We start from the raw sequence: 18246 nt of genomic DNA, 5'->3' as shown, positions 1-18246 counted from the left end.
CGCTCAGGCCAGCGCCTCCTGCGCCGCGCGCACCTCGACGCGCACCTGCTCGGTCAGCTCCGCCTTCAGGGCGGCGAACGCGGGGCTGGTCTTCACCGAGTAGTGCCGCGGGTGCGGCAGCTCGACCGGGCGGTCGAGCTTGATGCGCCCGGGGCGCGCGCTCATCACGACGACGCGGCTGCCCATGAACACCGCCTCGTCGATGTCGTGCGTCACGAACAGCACCGTCTTGCGTTCGGCCTCCCAGATGCCGAGCAGCAGCTCCTGCATCAGCTCGCGCGTCTGGTGGTCGAGCGCGCCGAACGGCTCGTCCATCAGCAGCATGCGCGGGCCGTTGGCCAGCGCACGGGCGATCGCCACGCGCTGCTGCATGCCACCCGACAGCTGCTTCGGGTAGTGCTGGTCGAAGCCCTTCAGCCCGACCTTCGCGAGGAAGGCGTGCGCGGTGTCGATCTGCTCGGCGCGCGGCACGCCGCGCTCGCGCAGCCCGAAGCACACGTTGTCGAGCACGTTCAGCCAAGGGAACAGCGTGTAGCTCTGGAACACCATGCCGCGGTCGGCGCCGGGGCCGTGGATCGGCTGCCCGTCGAGCCGCACCTCGCCGGCGGTCGGGTGGTCGAGCCCGGCGACGATGCGCAGCAGCGTGCTCTTGCCGCAACCGCTGGGGCCGAGGATGGTGATGAAGTCGTTCTCGGCGACGTCGAGGTCGGTGGCCTGCAGCGCGAGCGTCGAGCCCTTGGCCGAGTCGAAGCGGCGCTCGACGCCGCGGATCGACAGCAGTGATGTCATGGCATGTCTCCTCGGCCCGTCGCGCCGTGCCCCGAACATGGCGCCGACCGGTCCAGCGGCCGCTGCGCAGCCGGTTTCACCGCGCCGCCGGCGGCGCGGCTTCGAGAGGGAAGCGTCGCAGGCGCCTCGGGGGCGGTGCCCGTCACCGGCCCAGCAGCGCCCACGGGAACAGGCGCCGGTTCACCCACTTGAACGCGAAGTCGCTGACCAGCCCGATCAGGCCGATGACGATGATGCCGAAGATGATCTGGTCGGTGGCCAGCAGCGCCTGGCTGTCGGTAATCATGTGGCCGATGCCGCTCGATGCGCCGATCAGCTCGGCGACGATGACGTAGGTCCAGGCCCAGCCGAGCACCATGCGCAGGATCTCGGCGATCTCCGGTGCCGCGCCGGGGATCAGCACGCGCGCCACCAGCGTGCGGTCGCTCGCGCCCAGCGTGTACGCCGCCTCGACCAGGTCGCGCCGCGCGTTGCCCACGGCCACCGCGATCATCAGCACCAGCTGGAAGAAGCTGCCGATGAAGATCACCGCCAGCTTCTGCGCCTCGCCGATGCCGGCCCACAGGATCAGCAGCGGGATGAACGCCGAGGCCGGCAGGTAGCGCGCGAAGCTGACGAAAGGCTCGAAGAACGCCTCGACGGGCTTGTAGGCGCCCATCGCCACACCCAGCGGCAGCGCGATCGCGGCGGCGATCACGAAGCCGCCGACGACGCGCCACACCGTCATGCCGATGTCGTGCGCGAAGTTGTACTCGGCGAGCAGCCGCCACCCGCTGGCCAGCATGGTCAGCGGGTCGGCGAGGAAGGTCTTGGGCACGAAGCCGCCGAAGGTCGCGAGCGCCCAGACGGCGACGAACAGCACGAAGAACGACACGCCGAGCACGATGCGCGTGACGGGGGCGACGGGCGCAAGCGGTTTCATCGCGAAGCGGCGGGTCGGGTGGCGCGGCGGCGCGCCGGGGCGGGTGCCGGCGCGGGCGCTGGCCGCGGCCGGTGCGGAGACGACGCTCATCATGACCTCCTCGGGCGTGGCACGCCAGCCCCGGCCCGGGGCCGGGGGCGGTTCGACGTCGGGATCGACGCGGCGGGACGCGCGTGCGGCTACGCGCTCACTGCACGAAGCGCGGGTCGGCGAGCTTCGACAGGTCGGGGATCTGGCGGATGATCCCGGCCTCGAGCAGGACGTCGGCGGCCTTCTTGCTGAACGCTGCGTGCTCGCCGGCGAAGAACCTGCGGTTGGCTTCGCGGTCCTGCCAGCGCAGGTACTTCTGCGACGCCTCGAACTGCTCGGCGCTCTGCTTGACGTCGGCGCCCATGATGCCGAAGCTCTTCTGCGGCTCGGCCTTGATCATCTCGAGCGCGTCGAAGTAGGCGTTGGCCAGCCCCTGCGCGGCCTTCGGGTTGTCGGCCAGGAACTTCGGCGTGCAGCCGAAGGTGTCCATGATCATCGGGTAGTCGAGCGTGGTGGCGATGATCCTGCCGGCCTCAGGCTTGGCGCGCACCGCGCCCAGGTAGGGCTCGTAGGTCATCGCGGCGTCGAGGTTGCCGGTGCCGGCGATCATCGCGTTGGCGGCGGCCTGCGGCTCGAGGTTGACGACGCTGACGTCCTTCAGGCTCAGCCCGTTTTCCCGCAGGAACCAGGCGAGCGTGAAGTACGGCGCGGTGCCCGGCGCGCTGGCGGCCACGGTCTTGCCCTTCAGGTCGGCGATCTTCTGGATGTGCGGCTTGACGACCATGCCGTCGGCGCCGTAGCTCTTGTCGAGCTGGAAGATCTGCGTGGTGGCCACGCCGTTGGCGTTCCACACGATCCAGGTCTCGACGGTGGTGGCCGCGCACTGCACGTCGCCCGAGGCGATCGCCAGGTGGCGGTCCTTCTGCGGGATCTTCTTGATCGTCACGTCCAGCCCGTGCTTCTTGAACAGCCCGGCCTCCTTGGCCAGCGTCAGCGGGGCGAAGCCGGTCCAGCCCGACATCGCGATCGTCACCTTGGTCTCCTGCGCCTGCGCGGCGGCGGCGAAGACGGCGGCGACGGCGAGGGTGGCGAGGGTCTTGTTCATGCAGTGCTCCAGGCAAACGGGGTGAGGATGGGGTCAGGCCGGTATCCACAGCGCCGGCAACGCCGGCAGGGTTCGCAAGATGCGCGCCAGCTCGCCGCCGGCGACCAGCGCCGCCGCGTGCTCGATGTCGGGCGCGACGTAGCGGTCATGGTGCATCGGCGCGCAGGTCTTGCGCAGCAGGGCATGCACCGATTCGAGCGGCGCCGAACTGTGCAGAGGGCGCAGGAAGTCGATGCCCTGCGCCGCGGCGAGCAGCTCGATGCCCAGGATGCGCGCGACGTTGGCGATCATCGGCTGCAGCCGCCGCGCGGCGAAGGTGGCCATCGAGACATGGTCCTCCTGGTTCGCGCTGGTGGGCAGGCTGTCGACGCTGGCCGGGTGCGCCAGCGACTTGTTCTCGCTGGCCAGCGACGCCGCGGTGACGTGGGCGATCATGAAGCCGCTGTTCAGACCGGCGTCGGCGGCCAGGAACGGCGGCAGCCGCGACACGCCGGCGTCGATCAGCATCGCGATGCGGCGCTCGGCGATCGCGCCGACCTCGGCGATCGCGGTGGCCATCGCGTCGCAGGCCAGCGCCACCGGCTCGGCGTGGAAGTTGCCGCCGGAGACCAGCTCCCCCCCGAAGCGGTCTGCGGCCGCCGGGTCCGCGTCGTCGCCTGCGGCCCGGCGCACGAAGACCAGCGGGTTGTCGGTGACCGCGTTGGCTTCGCGCAGCAGCACCAGCGCGGCGTGGCGCAGCTGGTCAAGGCAGGCGCCGACGACCTGCGGCTGGCAGCGCAGGCAGTACGGGTCCTGCACGCGGTCGTCGCCGTCGCGGTGGCTGGCGCGGATCGCGCTGCCTTCGAGCAGGCGGCGGTAGTACTCGGCGACGTCGACCTGCCCGGGCTGGCCGCGCAGCGCGTGGATGCGCGGGTCGAACGGGCCGTCGCTGCCGCGCGCCGCGTCGACCGTCAGCGCGCCGATCACCAGCGCGCTCTCGAGCACCGGCTCGAACGCGAACAGCGCGTGCAGCGCCAGCGCGGTCGAGGTCTGGGTGCCGTTGATCAGCGCCAGACCCTCCTTGGCCGCGAGCGCCAGCGGTGCGATGTCGTGCGCGGCGAGCACCTCGCGCGCCGGCACGCGCCGCCCGTCGACGGCGAACTCGCCCTCGCCGATCAGCGCCAGCGTCATGTGCGCCAGCGGCGCCAGGTCGCCCGACGCGCCGACCGAACCCTGGGCAGGCACCCAGGGCACCAGGCCCGCGTTGTGCACCGCGAGCAGCGTGTCGATCACCTGCGCCCGCACGCCCGAGTGGCCGCGCGCCAGGCTGGCCGCCTTCAGCGCGAGCATCAGGCGCACGACCGGCGCGGCCAGCGGCTCGCCGACGCCGACGCTGTGCGAGCGGATCAGGTGCAGCTGCAGCGTCGCCAGGTCGGCCTCGCCGATGCGCGTCGACGCGAGCTTGCCGAACCCGGTGTTGACGCCGTAGACCGGGTCGTGCCCGGCCGCGGCGCGCTGCACCAGTGCGGCGCTGGCGGCGATGACGTCGTGCGCCGAGGCGTCGAGCGACAGCGCGACGCCGCCGCGGTGCACCGCCTGCAGCTCGTCGAGCGACAGCGCGCCCGGCCGGATCGTCAGCGCCTGCACCACGGTCACCGGACGGCCCTGCGCACCGTGTGCGACGGCACGGGCGGCTCGCGGCGGCCCGGCATGGTCATGCCCCGATCATCGGCAGCTGCAGGCCGTGTTCGCGCGCGCAGGCCACCGCGTCGTCGTAGCCGGCGTCGGCGTGCCGCATCACGCCGGTGGCGGGGTCGTTCCACAGCACCCGCTCGATGCGCCTCGCCGCGGCGTCGGTGCCGTCGCAGACGATGACCACGCCGGCGTGCTGCGAGTAGCCCATGCCGACCCCGCCGCCGTGGTGCAGGCTGACCCAGGTCGCGCCGCCGGCCGTGTTCAGCAGCGCGTTCAGCAGCGGCCAGTCGGACACCGCGTCGCTGCCGTCCTTCATGCTCTCGGTCTCGCGGTTCGGGCTGGCCACCGAACCGCTGTCGAGGTGGTCGCGGCCGATCACGATCGGCGCCTTCAGCTCGCCGCTGCGCACCATCTCGTTGAACGCCAGTCCCGCCTGGTGGCGCTCGCCCAGCCCGATCCAGCAGATGCGCGCCGGCAGCCCCTGGAACGCGATGCGCTCGCCGGCCATGTCGAGCCAGCGGTGCAGGTGCGCGTAGTCCTTCTCGCGGGCCGGGAACAGCTCCTTCAGCTTCGCGTCGGTCTTGCGGATGTCGTCGGGGTCGCCCGACAGCGCGACCCAGCGGAACGGCCCCTTGCCGCGGCAGAACAGCGGGCGGATGTACGCCGGCACGAAGCCGGGAAAGTCGAAGGCGTTGCCCACGCCCCGGTCGAACGCCACCTGGCGGATGTTGTTGCCGTAGTCGACGGTGGGCACGCCCATCGCGTGGAACTGGAGCATCGCGCGCACGTGCACGGCGCAACTCGCCGCGGCCGCGTCGCGCAGCGCGGCGTGCTGCGCCGCGTCGGCCGCGGCGGCGCGCCAGCGCTCGACGCTCCAGCCGGCGGGCAGGTAGCCGTTGACCAGGTCGTGCGCGCTGGTCTGGTCGGTGACCAGGTCGGGCTTCATGCCGCCGGCCTTCGCGCGCTGCACCAGCAGCGGCAGGATCTCGGCGGCGTTGCCGAGCAGGCCGATCGAGATCGCCCTGCGCTCGGCGGTGTACTTGGCGATGCGCGCGAGCGCGTCGTCGAGGTCCTTCGCCTGCTCGTCGAGGTAGCGCGAACGCAGCCGGAAGTCGATGCGCGACTGCTGGCACTCGATGTTCAGGCTGCACGCGCCGGCGAAGCTCGCGGCCAGCGGCTGCGCGCCGCCCATGCCTCCGAGCCCCGCGGTGAGGATCCAGCGACCGGTCAGGTCGCCGCCGTAGTGCTGCCGCCCGGCCTCGACGAAGGTCTCGTAGGTGCCCTGCACGATGCCCTGGCTGCCGATGTAGATCCAGCTGCCGGCGGTCATCTGGCCGTACATCATCAGGCCCTGGCGGTCGAGCTCGTGGAAGTGTTCCCAGGTGGCCCACTTCGGCACGAGGTTCGAGTTCGCGATCAGCACCCGCGGCGCGTCGGGGTGCGTGCGGAACACGCCGACCGGCTTGCCGCTTTGCACCAGCAGCGACTCGTCGTCGCCGAGCTCGCGCAGCGCCTTCAGGATGGCGTCGAAACACGCCCAGTTGCGCGCCGCCTTGCCGATGCCGCCGTAGACGACCAGCGCGTCGGGGTTCTCGGCCACCTCGGGGTCCAGGTTGTTCTGGATCATGCGGTACGCCGCCTCGGTGAGCCAGCTCCTGCAGCTGAGCTGCGCGCCGCGCGGGGCGCGCACGGGGCGGGCGGTGGCGATGCGGCGCTGGACGGACAGGTCGGTCATGGCGTGGCGCTCCCGGTGCGGTCGGTGGGTGGACTGTAGTTGTCTAGACAACCTTAGACAAGAGCATCGGGATTCGGGGTTTCCCTGAGCGCAGGCGTTGCACCAGACTTGTCTAGACAGGCACGGACAACTACACTGCGCCGCATGAGCGAGAGCGTCGTCCTCGGCCGCGGGGCCACCGCGCCGTACCTGCGCGTCAAGCAGTACCTGAAGGACGAGCTGTCGCGCGCGCGCTGGCTGCCCGGCGAGCTGATGCCCTCCGAGGCCGAGCTGGTGGCGCAGTTCGGCGTCAGCCGCATGACCGTCAACCGCGCGCTGCGCGAACTCTCGGCCGAAGGTTTCGTCGAGCGCGTGCAGGGGGTGGGCACCTTCGCCGCGCACCTGCACCGCGTGTCGTCGACGCTGACGATCCGCGACCTGCACGACGAGATCGAGGCGCGCGGCCACCGCCATCACGCCGAGGTGCACGTCAAGCGCGAGGAGCGCGCGCCGGCGGCGCTGGCCGCGCAGCTCGGCCTCGACGCCGGCGCGCCGGTGTTCCACACGCTGATCGTTCACTTCGACAACGGCGATCCGCTGCAGTGCGAAGACCGCTACGTCAACCCGGCGGCGGTGCCCGACTACCTCGACGTCGACTTCACGCGCACGACCCCGACGCAGCACCTGCTCGCCGTCGCGCCGCTGTGGCAGGCGCAGTACACGATCCAGGCCGCGCTGCCGACCGCGCAGGAGGCGAGGCTGCTCGGCATCGCCCCCGCCGACCCCTGCCTGGTGGTCGTTCGCCGCACCGTCGACCGCGGCGTGCCGGTGACGCTGGTGCGCCTGGTGCACCCGGGCGCGCGCTACCAGATCGAGGGGCAGTTCAGCCCATGACCACGCGCCTCGTGCACCTGGCCGACACGCCGCCGCGCCGCTGGCGCAACGGCGGCGGCGTCACGCGCGAGTTGCTGGCCTGGCCGCGCGCCGACGGCTGGCGCGTTCGCGTGAGCGTCGCCGACGTCGACGCCGACGGCCCGTTCTCGGCGTTCCCCGGTGTGCGGCGCTGGTTCGCGGTGCTCGACGGCGCCGGCGTCGAGCTCGACGTCGACGGCCGGCGGCAGCGCCTGCGTCGCGGCGACGCACCCCTGGCCTTCGACGGCGCGGCCGCGGTGCACTGCCGCCTGCTCGACGGGCCGACGCGCGACCTGAACCTGATGCTCGCCGGCGTGCCCGGGGCGATGCAGATCGCGGTCGACGCCGCCGGCTGGACGCCACCGGCGGGCGCCGCCTGCGGCCTGTATGCCCGCGTCGCCGGTCGCTGCGCCGGCGTCGCGGTGCCGGCACGGTCGCTGCTCTGGTTCGAACGGCCGCCGCCGGTGCTGTCGTTCAGCGCCGACGCCGCCGATGCGCCGGCGGGCCTGTGGCTGTGGGCGCAGTGCGACGGGGGACCGCGACCATGAAGACGCTGTGGCGCGATGCGCGTCTGGCCACGCTGGCCGGCGCGCAGGGCTGGGGGCTGATCGAGCGTGGCGCGGTCGTCACCGAAGGCGAGACCATCGCGTGGGTCGGCGCCGAGTCCGACCTGGGCGCCGGGCTCGCCGTCGATGCCGAGCACCGGCTGGGCGGCGCGCTGGTCACACCCGGGCTGGTCGACTGCCACACGCACCTGGTCTACGCCGGCGACCGCGCGCGCGAGTTCGAGCTGCGCCTGCAGGGGGCGAGCTACGAGGCGATCGCCCGTGCCGGCGGTGGCATCCGCTCGACGGTGGCGGCCACGCGCGGCGCCGGCGACGCGACGCTGTTCGCGCTCGCAAGCGAGCGCGCGCGGGCGCTGCAAGCCGAGGGCGTGACGACGCTCGAGGTCAAGTCGGGCTACGGGCTGGCGCTCGAGCACGAGCGCCGCTGCCTGGCCGCGGCGCGCCGGCTCGGCCGCGAGCTGCCGCTGGCGGTGCGCACCACCTACCTCGGTGCGCACGCGCTGCCGCCCGAGTTCGACGGCCGCGCCGACGCCTACGTCGACGCGGTGTGCGCCTGGCTGCCGGCGCTGCACGCCGACGGCCTGGTCGACGCGGTCGACGCGTTCTGCGAGTCGATCGCGTTCACGCCGGCACAGACGCGGCGCGTGTTCGACGCCGCGCGCGCGCTGGGCCTGCCGGTCAAGCTGCACGCCGAGCAGCTGTCGAACCAGCACGGTGCGGCGCTGGCCGCCGGCTACGGCGCGCTGTCGTGCGACCACCTCGAGCACCTCGACGACGCCGGAGTGCTCGCGATGGCCGCCGCCGGCACCGTGGCCGTGCTGCTGCCCGGCGCGTATTACTTCCTGCGCGAGACGCGGCTGCCGCCGGTGGCCGAGCTGCGCGCCGCCGGCGTGCCGATCGCCATCGCCACCGACCACAACCCCGGCAGCTCGCCGACGCTGTCGCCGCTGCTGATGCTCAGCATGGCGTGCACGCTGTTCCGCCTGACGCCCGACGAGGCGCTGCGCGGCATGACGGTGCACGGCGCGCGCGCGCTGGGGCTGGCCGACCGCGGCCGGCTCGCCCCGGGGCAGCGCGCCGACTTCGCGGTGTGGCCGCACGAACACCCGGCGGCGCTGGCCTACGCGTTCGGGCAGCATCCGCGCGTCCGCGTCGTCGTCGGCGCGCGCGACGTCGCGCCGGCGCGATGAACCCCGCCGCCGGCCGGGAGCCCCGATGAACCACGCCGCTGTCACCGACCCCGCCGTCTGCACGCTGCACCGCGGCAGCTCGCCGCTGCTGGTCAGTCTGCCGCACGTCGGCACCGAGATCCCCGACGCGCTGCGCGAGCGCCTGGTCGAACGCGCGCTGGCGGTCGAGGACACCGACTGGCACCTCGATGCGGTCTACGCGTTCGCGAGGGACCTCGGCGCGAGCGTCATCGTGCCGCGCCACTCGCGCTACGTCGTCGACCTGAACCGCCCGCCCGAGAACGCGCCGATGTACCCCGGCGCGAACAACACCGAACTCGTGCCCACGCGCTTCTTCACCGGCGACGCGCTGTACCGCGACGGGGCCGCGCCCGACGACGCCGAGGTCGCCACGCGGCTGGCGCGCTACTGGCGGCCGTACCACGACGCGCTGGCCGCCGAGCTGGCGCGGCTGCAGGCCGAACACGGCCACGCCCTGTTGTGGGACGGGCACAGCATCAAGTCGCGGCTGCCCTGGCTGTTCGACGGCACCCTGCCCGACCTCAACCTGGGCACCGCCAGCGGCGGCAGCTGCGCGCCGTCGCTGCGCGCGGCGCTCACCGGGGTGCTCGACGCGCAGCAAGACTACTCGCACGTCACCGACGGGCGCTTCAAGGGCGGCTACATCACACGCCGCTACGGCCGCCCCGCCGAGGGCGTGCACGCGGTGCAGATGGAGATGTGCTGGTCAACCTACATGGACGAGCGGCCGCCTTACCGCCCCGATGCGCGGCGTGTCGCGCGGCTGCAACCGCTGCTCGAACGGCTGTTGCGCACGATGCGCGACTGGAGCCCCGGTGGCTGATGCCGGCGTCGAGCTGCTGTGGGCGCCACGCGCCTGGCTGCCCGGCGGCTGGGCGCGCGACGTGCTGCTCGAGGCGCGCGGCGGGCGCTGGATCGCGGTGACGCCGGGCGTCGACGACGTGCCGGCCGGCGCGAGGCGGCTCGACGCGCCGCTGCTGCCCGGGCTGGTCGACGCGCACAGTCACGCGTTCCAGCGCGCCTTCGCCGGACTCGCCGAGCGGCGCGATCGCGACGCCGACGACTTCTGGTCGTGGCGCGACCGCATGTACCGCGTCGCGCTGCGCATCGCGCCGGGCGAGCTGCGTGCGGTGGCGGCGCAGCTGTACGCCGAGCTGCTCGCCGGCGGCTACACGCAGGTCTGCGAGTTCCACTACCTGCACCACGACCGCGACGGCCGCGCCTTCGCCGACCCGCTCGAGATGACCTGGGCGCTCGCCGACGCCGCCGCCGACGCCGGCATCGGGCTGACGCTGCTGCCGGTGCTGTACGAACGCGCCGGCTTCGCGCAGCCGGCGCTGCGCGACGACCAGCGCCGCTTCGCCACCGACGCCGCCTGGGTGCACCGCGCGGCGCAGGCGGTGGCCGCGCGGGGCACCGCGGTGCTCAACGCCGGCGTCGCGGTGCATTCGCTGCGCGCCGCCGCGCCGTCGTCGATCCACCGCCTGCGTGCGCTTGCCGCCGACCTCGATGGCCCGATCCACGTGCACGTCGCCGAGCAGACCGGCGAGGTCGACGACTGCCTGGCCGCCACCGGCCGCAGGCCGATCGAGTGGCTGGCGCACGAGCGCCTGCTCGACGCGCGCTGGCAACTGGTGCACGCGACGCACGCGCTGCCGGCCGAGATCGACGCGGTGGCCGCCAGCGGCGCCGGCGCGGTGATCTGCCCGGGCACCGAGGCGAACCTCGGCGACGGCCTGCCCGACCTCGTGCGCTGGCTGGCCGCCGGCGTGCCGCTGACCATCGGCTCGGACAGCCAGGTCACGCGAGACTGGCGCGAGGAGTTGCGCTGGCTCGACTACGGCCAGCGCCTGCAGCGCCGGCAGCGCAACGTCGCCGCGGCGCCGGCGCGAGGCGAACCGTCGACCGCGCAGCGGCTGTGGTCGCGCGTCCTGGCCGGCAGCGCGGCGGCCGCGGGCCAGTCGGCGTGGGGGCTGGTGCCCGGCGCGCGCGCCGACGCGCTGGTCGCCGACGCGCAGGACCCGGCGCTGCTGGGCATCCCGCCCGGGCGCTGGCTCGACGCGGCGGTGTTCTCGAGCCCGACGCGGCCGTGGCGCGACGTGATGGTCGCCGGGCGATGGGTGCGCCGCGACGGTCGCCACGCCCGCGGCAGCGCGATCGCGGCGCGCTTCACCGAGGCGATGCACGCGCTGTGGCACGACGCCGGCGCCGCCCCCGCGCCGTGAGGCGCTACTCGACCACCGTCTGCGACTGCTCGCGCAGGTACTGCGGCAGGTACCAGAACGAGCCGATCGCCTTGCCGGTGTTGCCGCTGCCCTTCCAGCCGCCGAACGGCTGGTAGCCCGGCCATGCGCCGGTGGTCGCGCCCTGCGGCCGGTTGACGTAGGTGACCCCGGCCTCGATGCGCCGCAGGAACACCTCGGCCTCGTCGGGGGCGCCGTAGAAGCCGGCGGTCAGCCCGTAGTCGCTGTCGTTGGCGCGTGCGATCGCCTCGTCGAGCGAGTCGACCTCGCCGACCAGCACGAAGGGCAGGAACAGTTCGTCGCGCCACAGCCGGTGGCCCTGCGGCACGCTGGCGACCGTCGGCGCGACGAAGTGGCCGCGCGCCAGCGCGCCGTCTTGGAGCACGCGGGCGCCGGCGAGCACCGCGCCCGCGGACTCGACCTCGCCGACCGCGCGGCGGTAGCGTTCGACCGCCGCCGCGTTGATCACCGGGCCCATCCAGTGCGCCGCCTGCGTCGGGTCGCCGACGGCGATCGCGCGCGTGCGCTCGACGATGCGTTCGCGCAGCGCCGCGGCCACCGGCCGCTCGACGTAGACACGCGAGCACGCCGAGCACTTCTGCCCCTGCAGCCCGAACGCCGAGCGCACGATGCCGGTGGCGGCGCGCTCGAGGTCGGCGTGGCGCGTGACGATGGCCGGGTTCTTGCCGCCCATCTCGGCGATCAGCGGGCGTGGGCGCGCGCCGGCGGCGAAGCGCCGCACCAGCGCCATGCCCACCTCGTGCGAGCCGGTGAACGTCGCGCCGGCGATGCGCGGGTCGCCGACCAGCGCGTCGCCGACCTCGGCGCCGCTGCCGCTGACCAGGTTCAGCACCCCCGGCGGCACACCGGCGGCGTCGAACACGTCCATCAGCAACCGCCCGCTCCACGCGGTGTCGCTGGCGACCTTGAACACCGCCGTGTTGCCGGCCACCAGCGCGGCGCCGATCGGCCCGCCGGCCAGCGCCACCGGGAAGTTGAACGGCGCGATCACCGCCCACACGCCATGCGGCTTGAGCACCGTGCGGTTGCGGCTGCGCCAGCCGGCCAGCGGGTCGTCGGGCAGCCGGCGGTCGAAGCCGGCGTGGGACTCCATCTGGTCGCAGTACCAGGCGATCAGGTCGGCGGTCTCCTGCACCTCGCCGAGCGACTCCATGCGGTTCTTGCCGACCTCCAGCGCGACCGCGGCGGCGAACTCGAACACCCGCTGCTCGATCAGCGCCGCGGCGCGGCGCAGCAGCGCGATGCGCTCGGAGTACGGCGTCGCGGCCCAGCCGGGTGCGGCCGCATGCGCCGCGGCGACCGCGTCGGCGGCGTCCTGCGGCGTGCCGCGCACGAAACGCCCGAGCAGCAGCTCGCGGTCGATCGGCGAGCGCAGCTCGAACCAACGGCCGTTGGTGCGCGGCCGGCCGCCGACCGTCATCGCGTGGTCGGCACCCAGCCGCTCGGCGCGCACGCGCGCCAGCGCCTCGTCGAAGCGCGCGTGCAGCGACGCCGGCGGGTCGAACATCGTCGCGTAGGTCAGGCGGAAGGAAGGGGGCGTGGCGTTCATGGCAACGGGGGGATGGGATGACGAGCGGCGGCACGCCGCGGCGACGCTTCAACCGGCGCCCGGCGCGCGCGTCCACCAGGCCTGCGCGATCGCGATGCCGACCACGGTCAGCAGCAGCGAGCCCGCGAGGTGCGTCAGCGCGGTGCCGAGGGCCCAGGCGTACTGCTGGCGCTGCAGCATCGTCACGATCTCGATCGAGAAGGTCGAGAACGTGGTCAGCGCGCCGAGGAAACCGGTGAGCGCGAGCAGCCGCCACTCCGGCGGCACCGACGGGTGCGTCGTGAAGAACACGCTGGCGACGCCGACCAGCAGCCCGCCGACCAGGTTGGCGGCGAGCGTGCCCAGCGGCAGCACCGCCGACAGCGGGTTCAGCCACACGCCGAGCCCCCAGCGCAGCAGCGCGCCGAAGGCGGCGCCGGCACACACCGCGACGACCGGCGCGGCGTTCACGCGGCGGCCCGCCTCTCGCGGCGCGCGGTCGTGCCCGCGGGCGCACGCGCGCCGCCGCCGGGCCTCGCCACCGGCAGCACCCGGTCGTCGGCGATCGCGTACAGCCGCTGCCCCGGCTCGTCGGCGTCGACCGGGTGCATGCCGGTGAACGCGCCGAAGGCCGGCAGCACGCCCACGCGCGCGCCGAGGCGGAAACACGGCAGCCGCAACCGGTCGGCGCCGCGGCCGACCCACACGCAGGGGTGCTCGTGCCCGGCCAGCACGTAGGCGCCGGGCTGCGCCCGCGGGTGGTGGCACAGCGCGAACCCGCCCAGCGGCAACGGCTCGTCGACGACCTCGATGCCCAGCACCGCCGGCGGGTCGCCGGCGCGCTGATCGTGGTTGCCGCGCACCAGCGTCAGCGCCAGCGCGGGGTGGCGCTCGCGCCAGCGCGCCAGCGCGTCGAGCGTCGACGCCGCGTGCGCGTGCGCCGAGTGCAGCAGGTCGCCGAGGAACACCAGGCGCCGCGCGCCGTGACGCGCGACCAGCGCCGACAGCCTCGTCAGCGTCTCGCGGGTGGTGCCGCCGGGCACCGGCACGCCGAGGCGACGGAAGCTCAGCGCCTTGCCCAGGTGCACGTCGGCGACCAGCAGCGTGCCGCGGCGCGGCGCGAACGCCGCGCGTTCGGCCAGCAACACCAGCGTCTCGCCGCCGACCTCGACGCTGACCATCGCGGCGGCAGGTTCGCCCGGGCTCAGGCGGCCAGCAGCGCCAGCGCCGCGTCGAGGTGCTCGGTGGGGCTGCGGCGGAAACCCGAGCGCGCGTAGCGCTGCAGCCGCCCGAGCGCGAACGCGGTCAGCACGCCGGCGCGCACCTGCGCGTCGACGGTGGGCGTCGGCGAGCCGGCGGACTCGGCGACCAGGCGCAGGCTCTGGCGCAACTGCGCCTCGAGCTTGTCGAAGAACTGGTTCATGCGCGCGCCCAGGCGCTCGTGCTCGAACACCAGCGCGTCACCGACCATCACCCGCGTCATGCCCGGGTTCTTCTCGCCGAACTGCAGCAGCACCGCGAGCACCTTGTGCGCCTGCGCGACGCCCGACGGCTCGCGCTCGACGATCTGGTTGACCAGCGTGAACACGCTCGACTCGATGAACTCGATGAGCCCCTCGAACATCTGCGCCTTGCTCGCGAAGTGGCGGTACAGCGCAGCCTCGCTGACTTCCAGCCGCGCCGCCAGCGCGGCGGTGGTGATGCGCTCGGCGCCGGGCTGCTCGAGCATCGCCGCCAGCGTCTGCAGGATCTGCACGCGCCGTTCGCCGGGCCTGGGGCGCTTGCGCGCCGGTGCGGCGACCGCCGGGGCCTGCGCGGCGTCGCCGTCGGGCGTCTCGGCGACGGTGGCCGCTTCGTCGGGCGGGTCGGGCAGTTCGGGCATACGGCGCGTCGGCGGCAGCGGGAGTCTCGATTCATTCTGTCACACCGCCACGGCCCGACCCGGTGCAGGTAAACACTGACTTCGCGGACCGCCGCCAGGGCCGTTCAACGCCGCAGGATCGCCACCGCGCGCAGCAGGTCGCCGAGCCGGCGCACGCGCCGGTCGACGTAGGCCGGGCGCCGCGCGAGGTCGCGCAGCGCGGCGCCTGCTGCGCGCGGGCGCAGCCAGCGCTGCATCCACACCGTGCGCAGCCCGACGCCGCGCGCCGCCTTCTGGTGCTCGAGCGTGTCCTCGACCAGCACGCAGCGCGCCGCCGGCACGCGCAGCGACGCGACCAGGCGCCGCAGCATGCGCGCGTCGGGCTTCGGGCGCAGCTGGCCGAACATGCGCATGTCCTCGATCGACAGCACGCCGTCGAACCAGCCCTCGATGCCCAGCGCCGACAGCACGCGCTCGGCGTACACGCGCGGCGCGTTGGTCAGCACGATCTTGCGCCCCGGCAGCCGGCGCAACGCCGCGAAGTCGTGCGGGTGGCCACGCAGGCGCGCCTCGAGCCCGGGCAGCCGGTGCGTGTGGTGCAGGAAGTGCGACGCCCGCACGCCGTGGTGGCGCACCAGCCCGAGCAGCGTCGCCCCGTAGCGCCGCCAGTAGTGCCGCCGCAGCGCATCGGCGGCGTCGCGGTCGACGCCGAGGAACTCGACGATGTACTCGGTCATGCCGACGTTGATGCCCGGCATCGCCGCGTGCGTCGCGTCGTGCAGCGTGTTGTCGAGGTCGAACAGCCAGAGAACGTTGCGATGCACACCGCCATCGGGCTGCTTCGGCGCTTCGAACGGTCGCCGCGCCGGTGCTGCGGCCGCCGCGGATCCGGCTTCGCCGGTCCGCTGGCGGCGCCCCCGGGGCCCGGACCGGCCCCCTGCGTGGCCCCCGGGGGAGGCGCCGAAGGCGCTACGGGGGGGAGCGTTCAATGCGACCGGATCATCGTGCCGTACGCCGACTCGGTCAGCACCTCGAGCAGCATCGCGTGCGGCACGCGCCCGTCGATGACGTGCACGGTGTTGACGCCGTTCTTCGCCGCGTCGAGCGCGCTGCCGATCTTCGGCAGCATGCCGCCGGAGATCGTGCCGTCGGCGAACAGCGCGTCGATCTCGCGCGCCGACAGGTTCGTCAGCAGCTGGCCGTTCTTGTCGAGCACGCCGGGCGTGTTGGTCAGCATCATCAGCTTCTCGGCCTTCAGCACCTCGGCGAGCTTGCCGGCGACGACGTCGGCGTTGATGTTGTAGTTCTCGTTGTCCTTGCCGAAGCCCAACGGCGAGATCACCGGGATGAACTGGTCGTCCTGCAGCGCCTTGACCACGCTCGGGTCGATGCTCTCGATCTCGCCGACCTGGCCGACGTCGTGCTCGATCGTCGGGTCCTTCAGGTCGAGCATCTTCATCTTGCGCGCGCGGATCAGCCCGCCGTCGCGCCCGGTCAGCCCGACCGCCTTGCCGCCGGCGGCATTGATCAGGCCGACGATGTCCTGCTGCACCTGGCCCGCGAGCACCCACTCGACGACCTCCATCGTCTCGGCGTCGGTCACGCGCATGCCCTGGATGAACGTGCCCTTCTTGCCCACGCGCGCGAGCGCCTCGTCGATCTGCGGCCCGCCGCCGTGCACGACGACCGGGTTCAGCCCGACGAGCTTGAGCAGCACGACGTCCTCGGCGAAGTCCTGCTGCAGCGCCGGGTCGGTCATCGCGTTGCCGCCGTACTTGATGACGATGGTCTTGCCGTGGAACTTGCGGATGTACGGCAGCGCCTGGGCGAGGATCTCGGCCTTGTCGCGCGGCGAGATGTGGTCGAGCCGGTGCTCGGCGGTGGCGTTGGGCAGGGTCATCGCGGCGGCCGCGGCGCGGCGGTGGTGGAGGGAGGGGACAATCAGCGCCCGATTGTAGGAAAGGCGCCGCCGCGGAACTCGCGTGCGGCCGCCGGTGTCCACCCTCGGCCCACCTGCCCAGGAGCCCTCGCGCATGTCCGCCCGCTGCACCCCGCCCCGCCGCCGTTTCCTGCTGCAAGGCGCCGCGCTCGCCGTCGGCACCCTGCCCGTCGTGACCGCCGCCGCGCCGCTGCCGACGATGCAGGTCTGGAAGTCGCCCACCTGCGGCTGCTGCAAGGACTGGATCGCGATCCTCGAGCGCGAGGGGCTGAAGGTGCAGACCTTCGACGAGGGCAACACCGCGGCACGCGCGCGGCTGGGGCTGCCGATGAAGTACGGCTCGTGCCACACCGCGCTGATCGGCGGCTACGTCGTCGAGGGCCACGTGCCGGTGCGCGAGATCCGCCGGCTACTCGCCGAGAAGCCCGACGCGGTGGGCATCGCGGTGCCGGGCATGCCGTTGGGCTCGCCGGGCATGGACGGCCCCGAGTACGGCGGCCGCCGCGACGCGTACGACGTGGTGCTCGTCAAGCGCGACGGCAGCGCCACGGTGTGGGCGAGCTACCGTTGAACCGCCACCCGCGAGGAGACTGCCGATGAGATCGTGGATCACCGCCGCCGCCGTCGCGCTGGCGGGCACCGCCGCGCTGGCGCAGCCCTACGACGGCGAGGTGCGCAAGATCGACAAGGCGCAGGGCAAGATCACGCTGCGCCACGGCGAGTTGAAGGCGCTGGACATGCCGCCGATGACGATGGTCTTCCGCGTCGCCGACCCGGCGCTGCTCGAGCGCGTCGCGGTCGGCGACAAGGTGAGGTTCGACGCCGCGAAGCTCGACGGCCACTACACCGTCACCTCGATCGCCAGGTCGCCCTGAGACGCGGTGCCCGCGGCGACACACGCCGCGGCGCTCAGCGCGCGTTGCGCGCGAGCCAGTGTTCGACGAACTCGGCCAGGTCGTCGTGCAGCGTGTGCGCCAGCGCCAGCTCGGGCCCCTCGTTCGGGCTGCCGTGGGGCGCGCGCAGCACCAGCGCGCGGTGCACCTCGTCGGGCACGCCGCGCAGGTACGGCAGGTAGTCGTCGACGAAGGCCTCGGGGCGCAGTTCGGCGATCGCGTCGGCCTTCGGGCTGCGCTCGCCGGTGTGGTGGCCGGTGGCGATCACGCGCTCGATCGGAAAGCCCAGGTTGCGCAGGTTGCGCAGCCGCGTCGACTCCCACGGCGCCTCGAGCGCCGACACGCACACCAGGTCGAAGCCGGCGTCGTGCAGCCGGTGGCAGGCCTCGATGGCGCCGGGCAACGCGGGCAGGTTCAGCCAGAACTCCTCGTCGAAGTAGCGCCAGAAGTGCCGGCGCGCCTCGCCCTCGAGCCGCTCGACGTCCCAGCGGTCCATCGGCCAGTAGGCGCGCGGGTCGCGCTCGGCCGGCCGCTCGCCGAACGCGCGCCGCCAAGCCTCGGCGTAGCCGTGGTGGAAGTCGACGAGCACGCCGTCGGCGTCGAGGGCGATCAGGGGTTTGCGCGCCATGCCGCCACTGTAGCGGCGGCGCGATGTCCCCGTGGTGACGGCGGCCACCCGAAGGCCGGCCGCGCCGTGGCGGTCGGCGTGTGCTCGCGTCGCGGCCCGCGGCGCCGCCCGGCTCCACCCGGCTGCGCACCGCTCGTCGGGCTCGCGCAGCGGCGTGCGTCCCTGGCGCACCCGCTCGCGAGCCGCCGGCCGACCGCCGCCGACAGGCGT

General features: G+C 73.8%; 19 protein-coding genes. 7 read left to right on the top strand and 12 right to left on the bottom strand.

The window, feature by feature from the left end; genetic code table 11:
- Positions 1–3: 3 nt before the first annotated feature.
- The 5 genes from PKC53_RS10500 to hutU all read right to left on the bottom strand — a co-directional run bounded on the left by PKC53_RS10500 (position 4) and on the right by hutU (position 6255).
- Positions 4–789 carry an ABC transporter ATP-binding protein gene (locus PKC53_RS10500; RefSeq protein WP_324428426.1) on the bottom strand — a complete coding sequence of 262 codons (786 nt, stop codon included), beginning with the start codon at positions 787–789 and terminating at the stop codon, positions 4–6.
- A gap of 142 nt (positions 790–931) precedes the next feature.
- On the bottom strand, positions 932–1804 hold the full coding sequence (locus PKC53_RS10495; protein ID WP_324428425.1) for an ABC transporter permease: 873 nt from the start codon (positions 1802–1804) through the stop codon (positions 932–934).
- A 94-nt stretch (positions 1805–1898) separates the two neighbouring features.
- Positions 1899–2846 (bottom strand): ABC transporter substrate-binding protein, encoded by a 948-nt coding sequence (locus PKC53_RS10490; RefSeq protein ID WP_324428424.1) that lies wholly within the window; start codon positions 2844–2846, stop codon positions 1899–1901.
- Positions 2847–2879: 33 nt separating this feature from the next.
- Positions 2880–4475, bottom strand: coding sequence for a histidine ammonia-lyase (hutH, locus tag PKC53_RS10485; RefSeq protein ID WP_324428449.1), 1596 nt, complete (start codon positions 4473–4475; stop codon positions 2880–2882).
- A 64-nt stretch (positions 4476–4539) separates the two neighbouring features.
- Positions 4540–6255 (bottom strand): urocanate hydratase, encoded by a 1716-nt coding sequence (hutU, locus tag PKC53_RS10480; protein WP_324428423.1) that lies wholly within the window; start codon positions 6253–6255, stop codon positions 4540–4542.
- A gap of 144 nt (positions 6256–6399) precedes the next feature.
- Here hutU and hutC point away from each other — a divergent pair, with 144 nt between their 5' ends.
- Genes hutC through PKC53_RS10455 form a run of 5 tightly spaced genes read left to right on the top strand, consistent with a single transcriptional unit; the run spans position 6400 to position 11148 of the window.
- A complete protein-coding gene (gene hutC / locus PKC53_RS10475; protein WP_324428422.1) occupies positions 6400–7128 on the top strand; it encodes a histidine utilization repressor in 729 nt (242 codons plus the stop codon).
- Positions 7125–7694: a HutD family protein gene (locus tag PKC53_RS10470; RefSeq protein WP_324428421.1), complete on the top strand. Its 570-nt coding sequence runs from the start codon at positions 7125–7127 to the stop codon at positions 7692–7694. Before hutC ends, PKC53_RS10470 begins: the two co-directional genes overlap by 4 nt.
- On the top strand, positions 7691–8902 hold the full coding sequence (gene hutI, locus PKC53_RS10465) for an imidazolonepropionase (protein WP_324428420.1): 1212 nt from the start codon (positions 7691–7693) through the stop codon (positions 8900–8902). The genes PKC53_RS10470 and hutI overlap by 4 nt, the downstream gene beginning before the upstream one ends.
- Positions 8903–8927: 25 nt before the next feature.
- On the top strand, positions 8928–9746 hold the full coding sequence (gene hutG, locus PKC53_RS10460; protein WP_324428419.1) for an N-formylglutamate deformylase: 819 nt from the start codon (positions 8928–8930) through the stop codon (positions 9744–9746).
- Positions 9739–11148 (top strand): formimidoylglutamate deiminase, encoded by a 1410-nt coding sequence (locus tag PKC53_RS10455; RefSeq protein WP_324428418.1) that lies wholly within the window; start codon positions 9739–9741, stop codon positions 11146–11148. The genes hutG and PKC53_RS10455 overlap by 8 nt, the downstream gene beginning before the upstream one ends.
- 4 nt (positions 11149–11152) lie before the next feature.
- Here the strand turns inward: PKC53_RS10455 and PKC53_RS10450 are convergent, their stop codons facing one another.
- From PKC53_RS10450 to argB, 6 genes are all read right to left on the bottom strand, one after another.
- Positions 11153–12736, bottom strand: a complete 1584-nt coding sequence (locus tag PKC53_RS10450; protein ID WP_324428417.1) for an aldehyde dehydrogenase family protein — start codon at positions 12734–12736, stop codon at positions 11153–11155.
- A 48-nt stretch (positions 12737–12784) separates the two neighbouring features.
- Positions 12785–13186: a fluoride efflux transporter CrcB gene (crcB, locus tag PKC53_RS10445; RefSeq protein WP_324428416.1), complete on the bottom strand. Its 402-nt coding sequence runs from the start codon at positions 13184–13186 to the stop codon at positions 12785–12787.
- Entirely contained in the window at positions 13183–13896 is a 714-nt protein-coding gene (pdeM, locus tag PKC53_RS10440; protein WP_324428415.1) for a ligase-associated DNA damage response endonuclease PdeM, read from the bottom strand. The genes crcB and pdeM overlap by 4 nt, the downstream gene beginning before the upstream one ends.
- A 23-nt stretch (positions 13897–13919) precedes the next feature.
- Complete coding sequence (gene slmA, locus PKC53_RS10435) at positions 13920–14597, bottom strand: nucleoid occlusion factor SlmA (protein WP_324428414.1); 678 nt, start codon at positions 14595–14597, stop codon at positions 13920–13922.
- A 104-nt stretch (positions 14598–14701) separates the two neighbouring features.
- Positions 14702–15400: a pyrimidine 5'-nucleotidase gene (locus PKC53_RS10430; RefSeq protein WP_324428413.1), complete on the bottom strand. Its 699-nt coding sequence runs from the start codon at positions 15398–15400 to the stop codon at positions 14702–14704.
- Between the two features lie 161 nt (positions 15401–15561).
- A complete protein-coding gene (gene argB, locus PKC53_RS10425) occupies positions 15562–16476 on the bottom strand; it encodes an acetylglutamate kinase (protein ID WP_324428412.1) in 915 nt (304 codons plus the stop codon).
- A gap of 133 nt (positions 16477–16609) precedes the next feature.
- Between argB and PKC53_RS10420 the strand changes: the two genes are divergently transcribed.
- Both PKC53_RS10420 and PKC53_RS10415 read left to right on the top strand, forming a co-directional pair.
- Positions 16610–17086 carry a DUF411 domain-containing protein gene (locus tag PKC53_RS10420; protein ID WP_324428411.1) on the top strand — a complete coding sequence of 159 codons (477 nt, stop codon included), beginning with the start codon at positions 16610–16612 and terminating at the stop codon, positions 17084–17086.
- Positions 17087–17111: 25 nt separating this feature from the next.
- A complete protein-coding gene (locus PKC53_RS10415) occupies positions 17112–17390 on the top strand; it encodes a copper-binding protein (protein WP_324428410.1) in 279 nt (92 codons plus the stop codon).
- Positions 17391–17424: 34 nt separating this feature from the next.
- Here the strand turns inward: PKC53_RS10415 and PKC53_RS10410 are convergent, their stop codons facing one another.
- Positions 17425–18036, bottom strand: coding sequence for an HAD family hydrolase (locus tag PKC53_RS10410; protein ID WP_324428409.1), 612 nt, complete (start codon positions 18034–18036; stop codon positions 17425–17427).
- Positions 18037–18246: the final 210 nt, after the last annotated feature.

The sequence above is a fragment of the Azohydromonas sp. genome, from assembly GCF_035325925.1.
Taxonomy (GTDB): Bacteria; Pseudomonadota; Gammaproteobacteria; order Burkholderiales; family Burkholderiaceae_C; genus Calidifontimicrobium.
Note: the sequence above shows the minus strand (reverse complement) of the source record. Positions and strands in the feature narration are given on the sequence as shown.

Excerpts from the sequence above, each read along its gene's own strand:
- argB (WP_324428412.1), bottom strand. The coding sequence starts at position 16,476 with ATGACCCTGCCCAACGCCACCGCCGAGCACCGGCTCGACCACATCTCG.
- hutC (WP_324428422.1), top strand. The coding sequence starts at position 6,400 with ATGAGCGAGAGCGTCGTCCTCGGCCGCGGGGCCACCGCGCCGTACCTG.
- PKC53_RS10450 (WP_324428417.1), bottom strand. The coding sequence starts at position 12,736 with ATGAACGCCACGCCCCCTTCCTTCCGCCTGACCTACGCGACGATGTTC.
- hutG (WP_324428419.1), top strand. The coding sequence starts at position 8,928 with ATGAACCACGCCGCTGTCACCGACCCCGCCGTCTGCACGCTGCACCGC.
- slmA (WP_324428414.1), bottom strand. The coding sequence starts at position 14,597 with ATGCCCGAACTGCCCGACCCGCCCGACGAAGCGGCCACCGTCGCCGAG.
- PKC53_RS10410 (WP_324428409.1), bottom strand. The coding sequence starts at position 18,036 with ATGGCGCGCAAACCCCTGATCGCCCTCGACGCCGACGGCGTGCTCGTC.
- hutU (WP_324428423.1), bottom strand. The coding sequence starts at position 6,255 with ATGACCGACCTGTCCGTCCAGCGCCGCATCGCCACCGCCCGCCCCGTG.
- PKC53_RS10495 (WP_324428425.1), bottom strand. The coding sequence starts at position 1,804 with ATGATGAGCGTCGTCTCCGCACCGGCCGCGGCCAGCGCCCGCGCCGGC.
- PKC53_RS10415 (WP_324428410.1), top strand. The coding sequence starts at position 17,112 with ATGAGATCGTGGATCACCGCCGCCGCCGTCGCGCTGGCGGGCACCGCC.
- PKC53_RS10420 (WP_324428411.1), top strand. The coding sequence starts at position 16,610 with ATGTCCGCCCGCTGCACCCCGCCCCGCCGCCGTTTCCTGCTGCAAGGC.
- PKC53_RS10470 (WP_324428421.1), top strand. The coding sequence starts at position 7,125 with ATGACCACGCGCCTCGTGCACCTGGCCGACACGCCGCCGCGCCGCTGG.
- PKC53_RS10490 (WP_324428424.1), bottom strand. The coding sequence starts at position 2,846 with ATGAACAAGACCCTCGCCACCCTCGCCGTCGCCGCCGTCTTCGCCGCC.
- PKC53_RS10500 (WP_324428426.1), bottom strand. The coding sequence starts at position 789 with ATGACATCACTGCTGTCGATCCGCGGCGTCGAGCGCCGCTTCGACTCG.
- hutI (WP_324428420.1), top strand. The coding sequence starts at position 7,691 with ATGAAGACGCTGTGGCGCGATGCGCGTCTGGCCACGCTGGCCGGCGCG.
- pdeM (WP_324428415.1), bottom strand. The coding sequence starts at position 13,896 with ATGGTCAGCGTCGAGGTCGGCGGCGAGACGCTGGTGTTGCTGGCCGAA.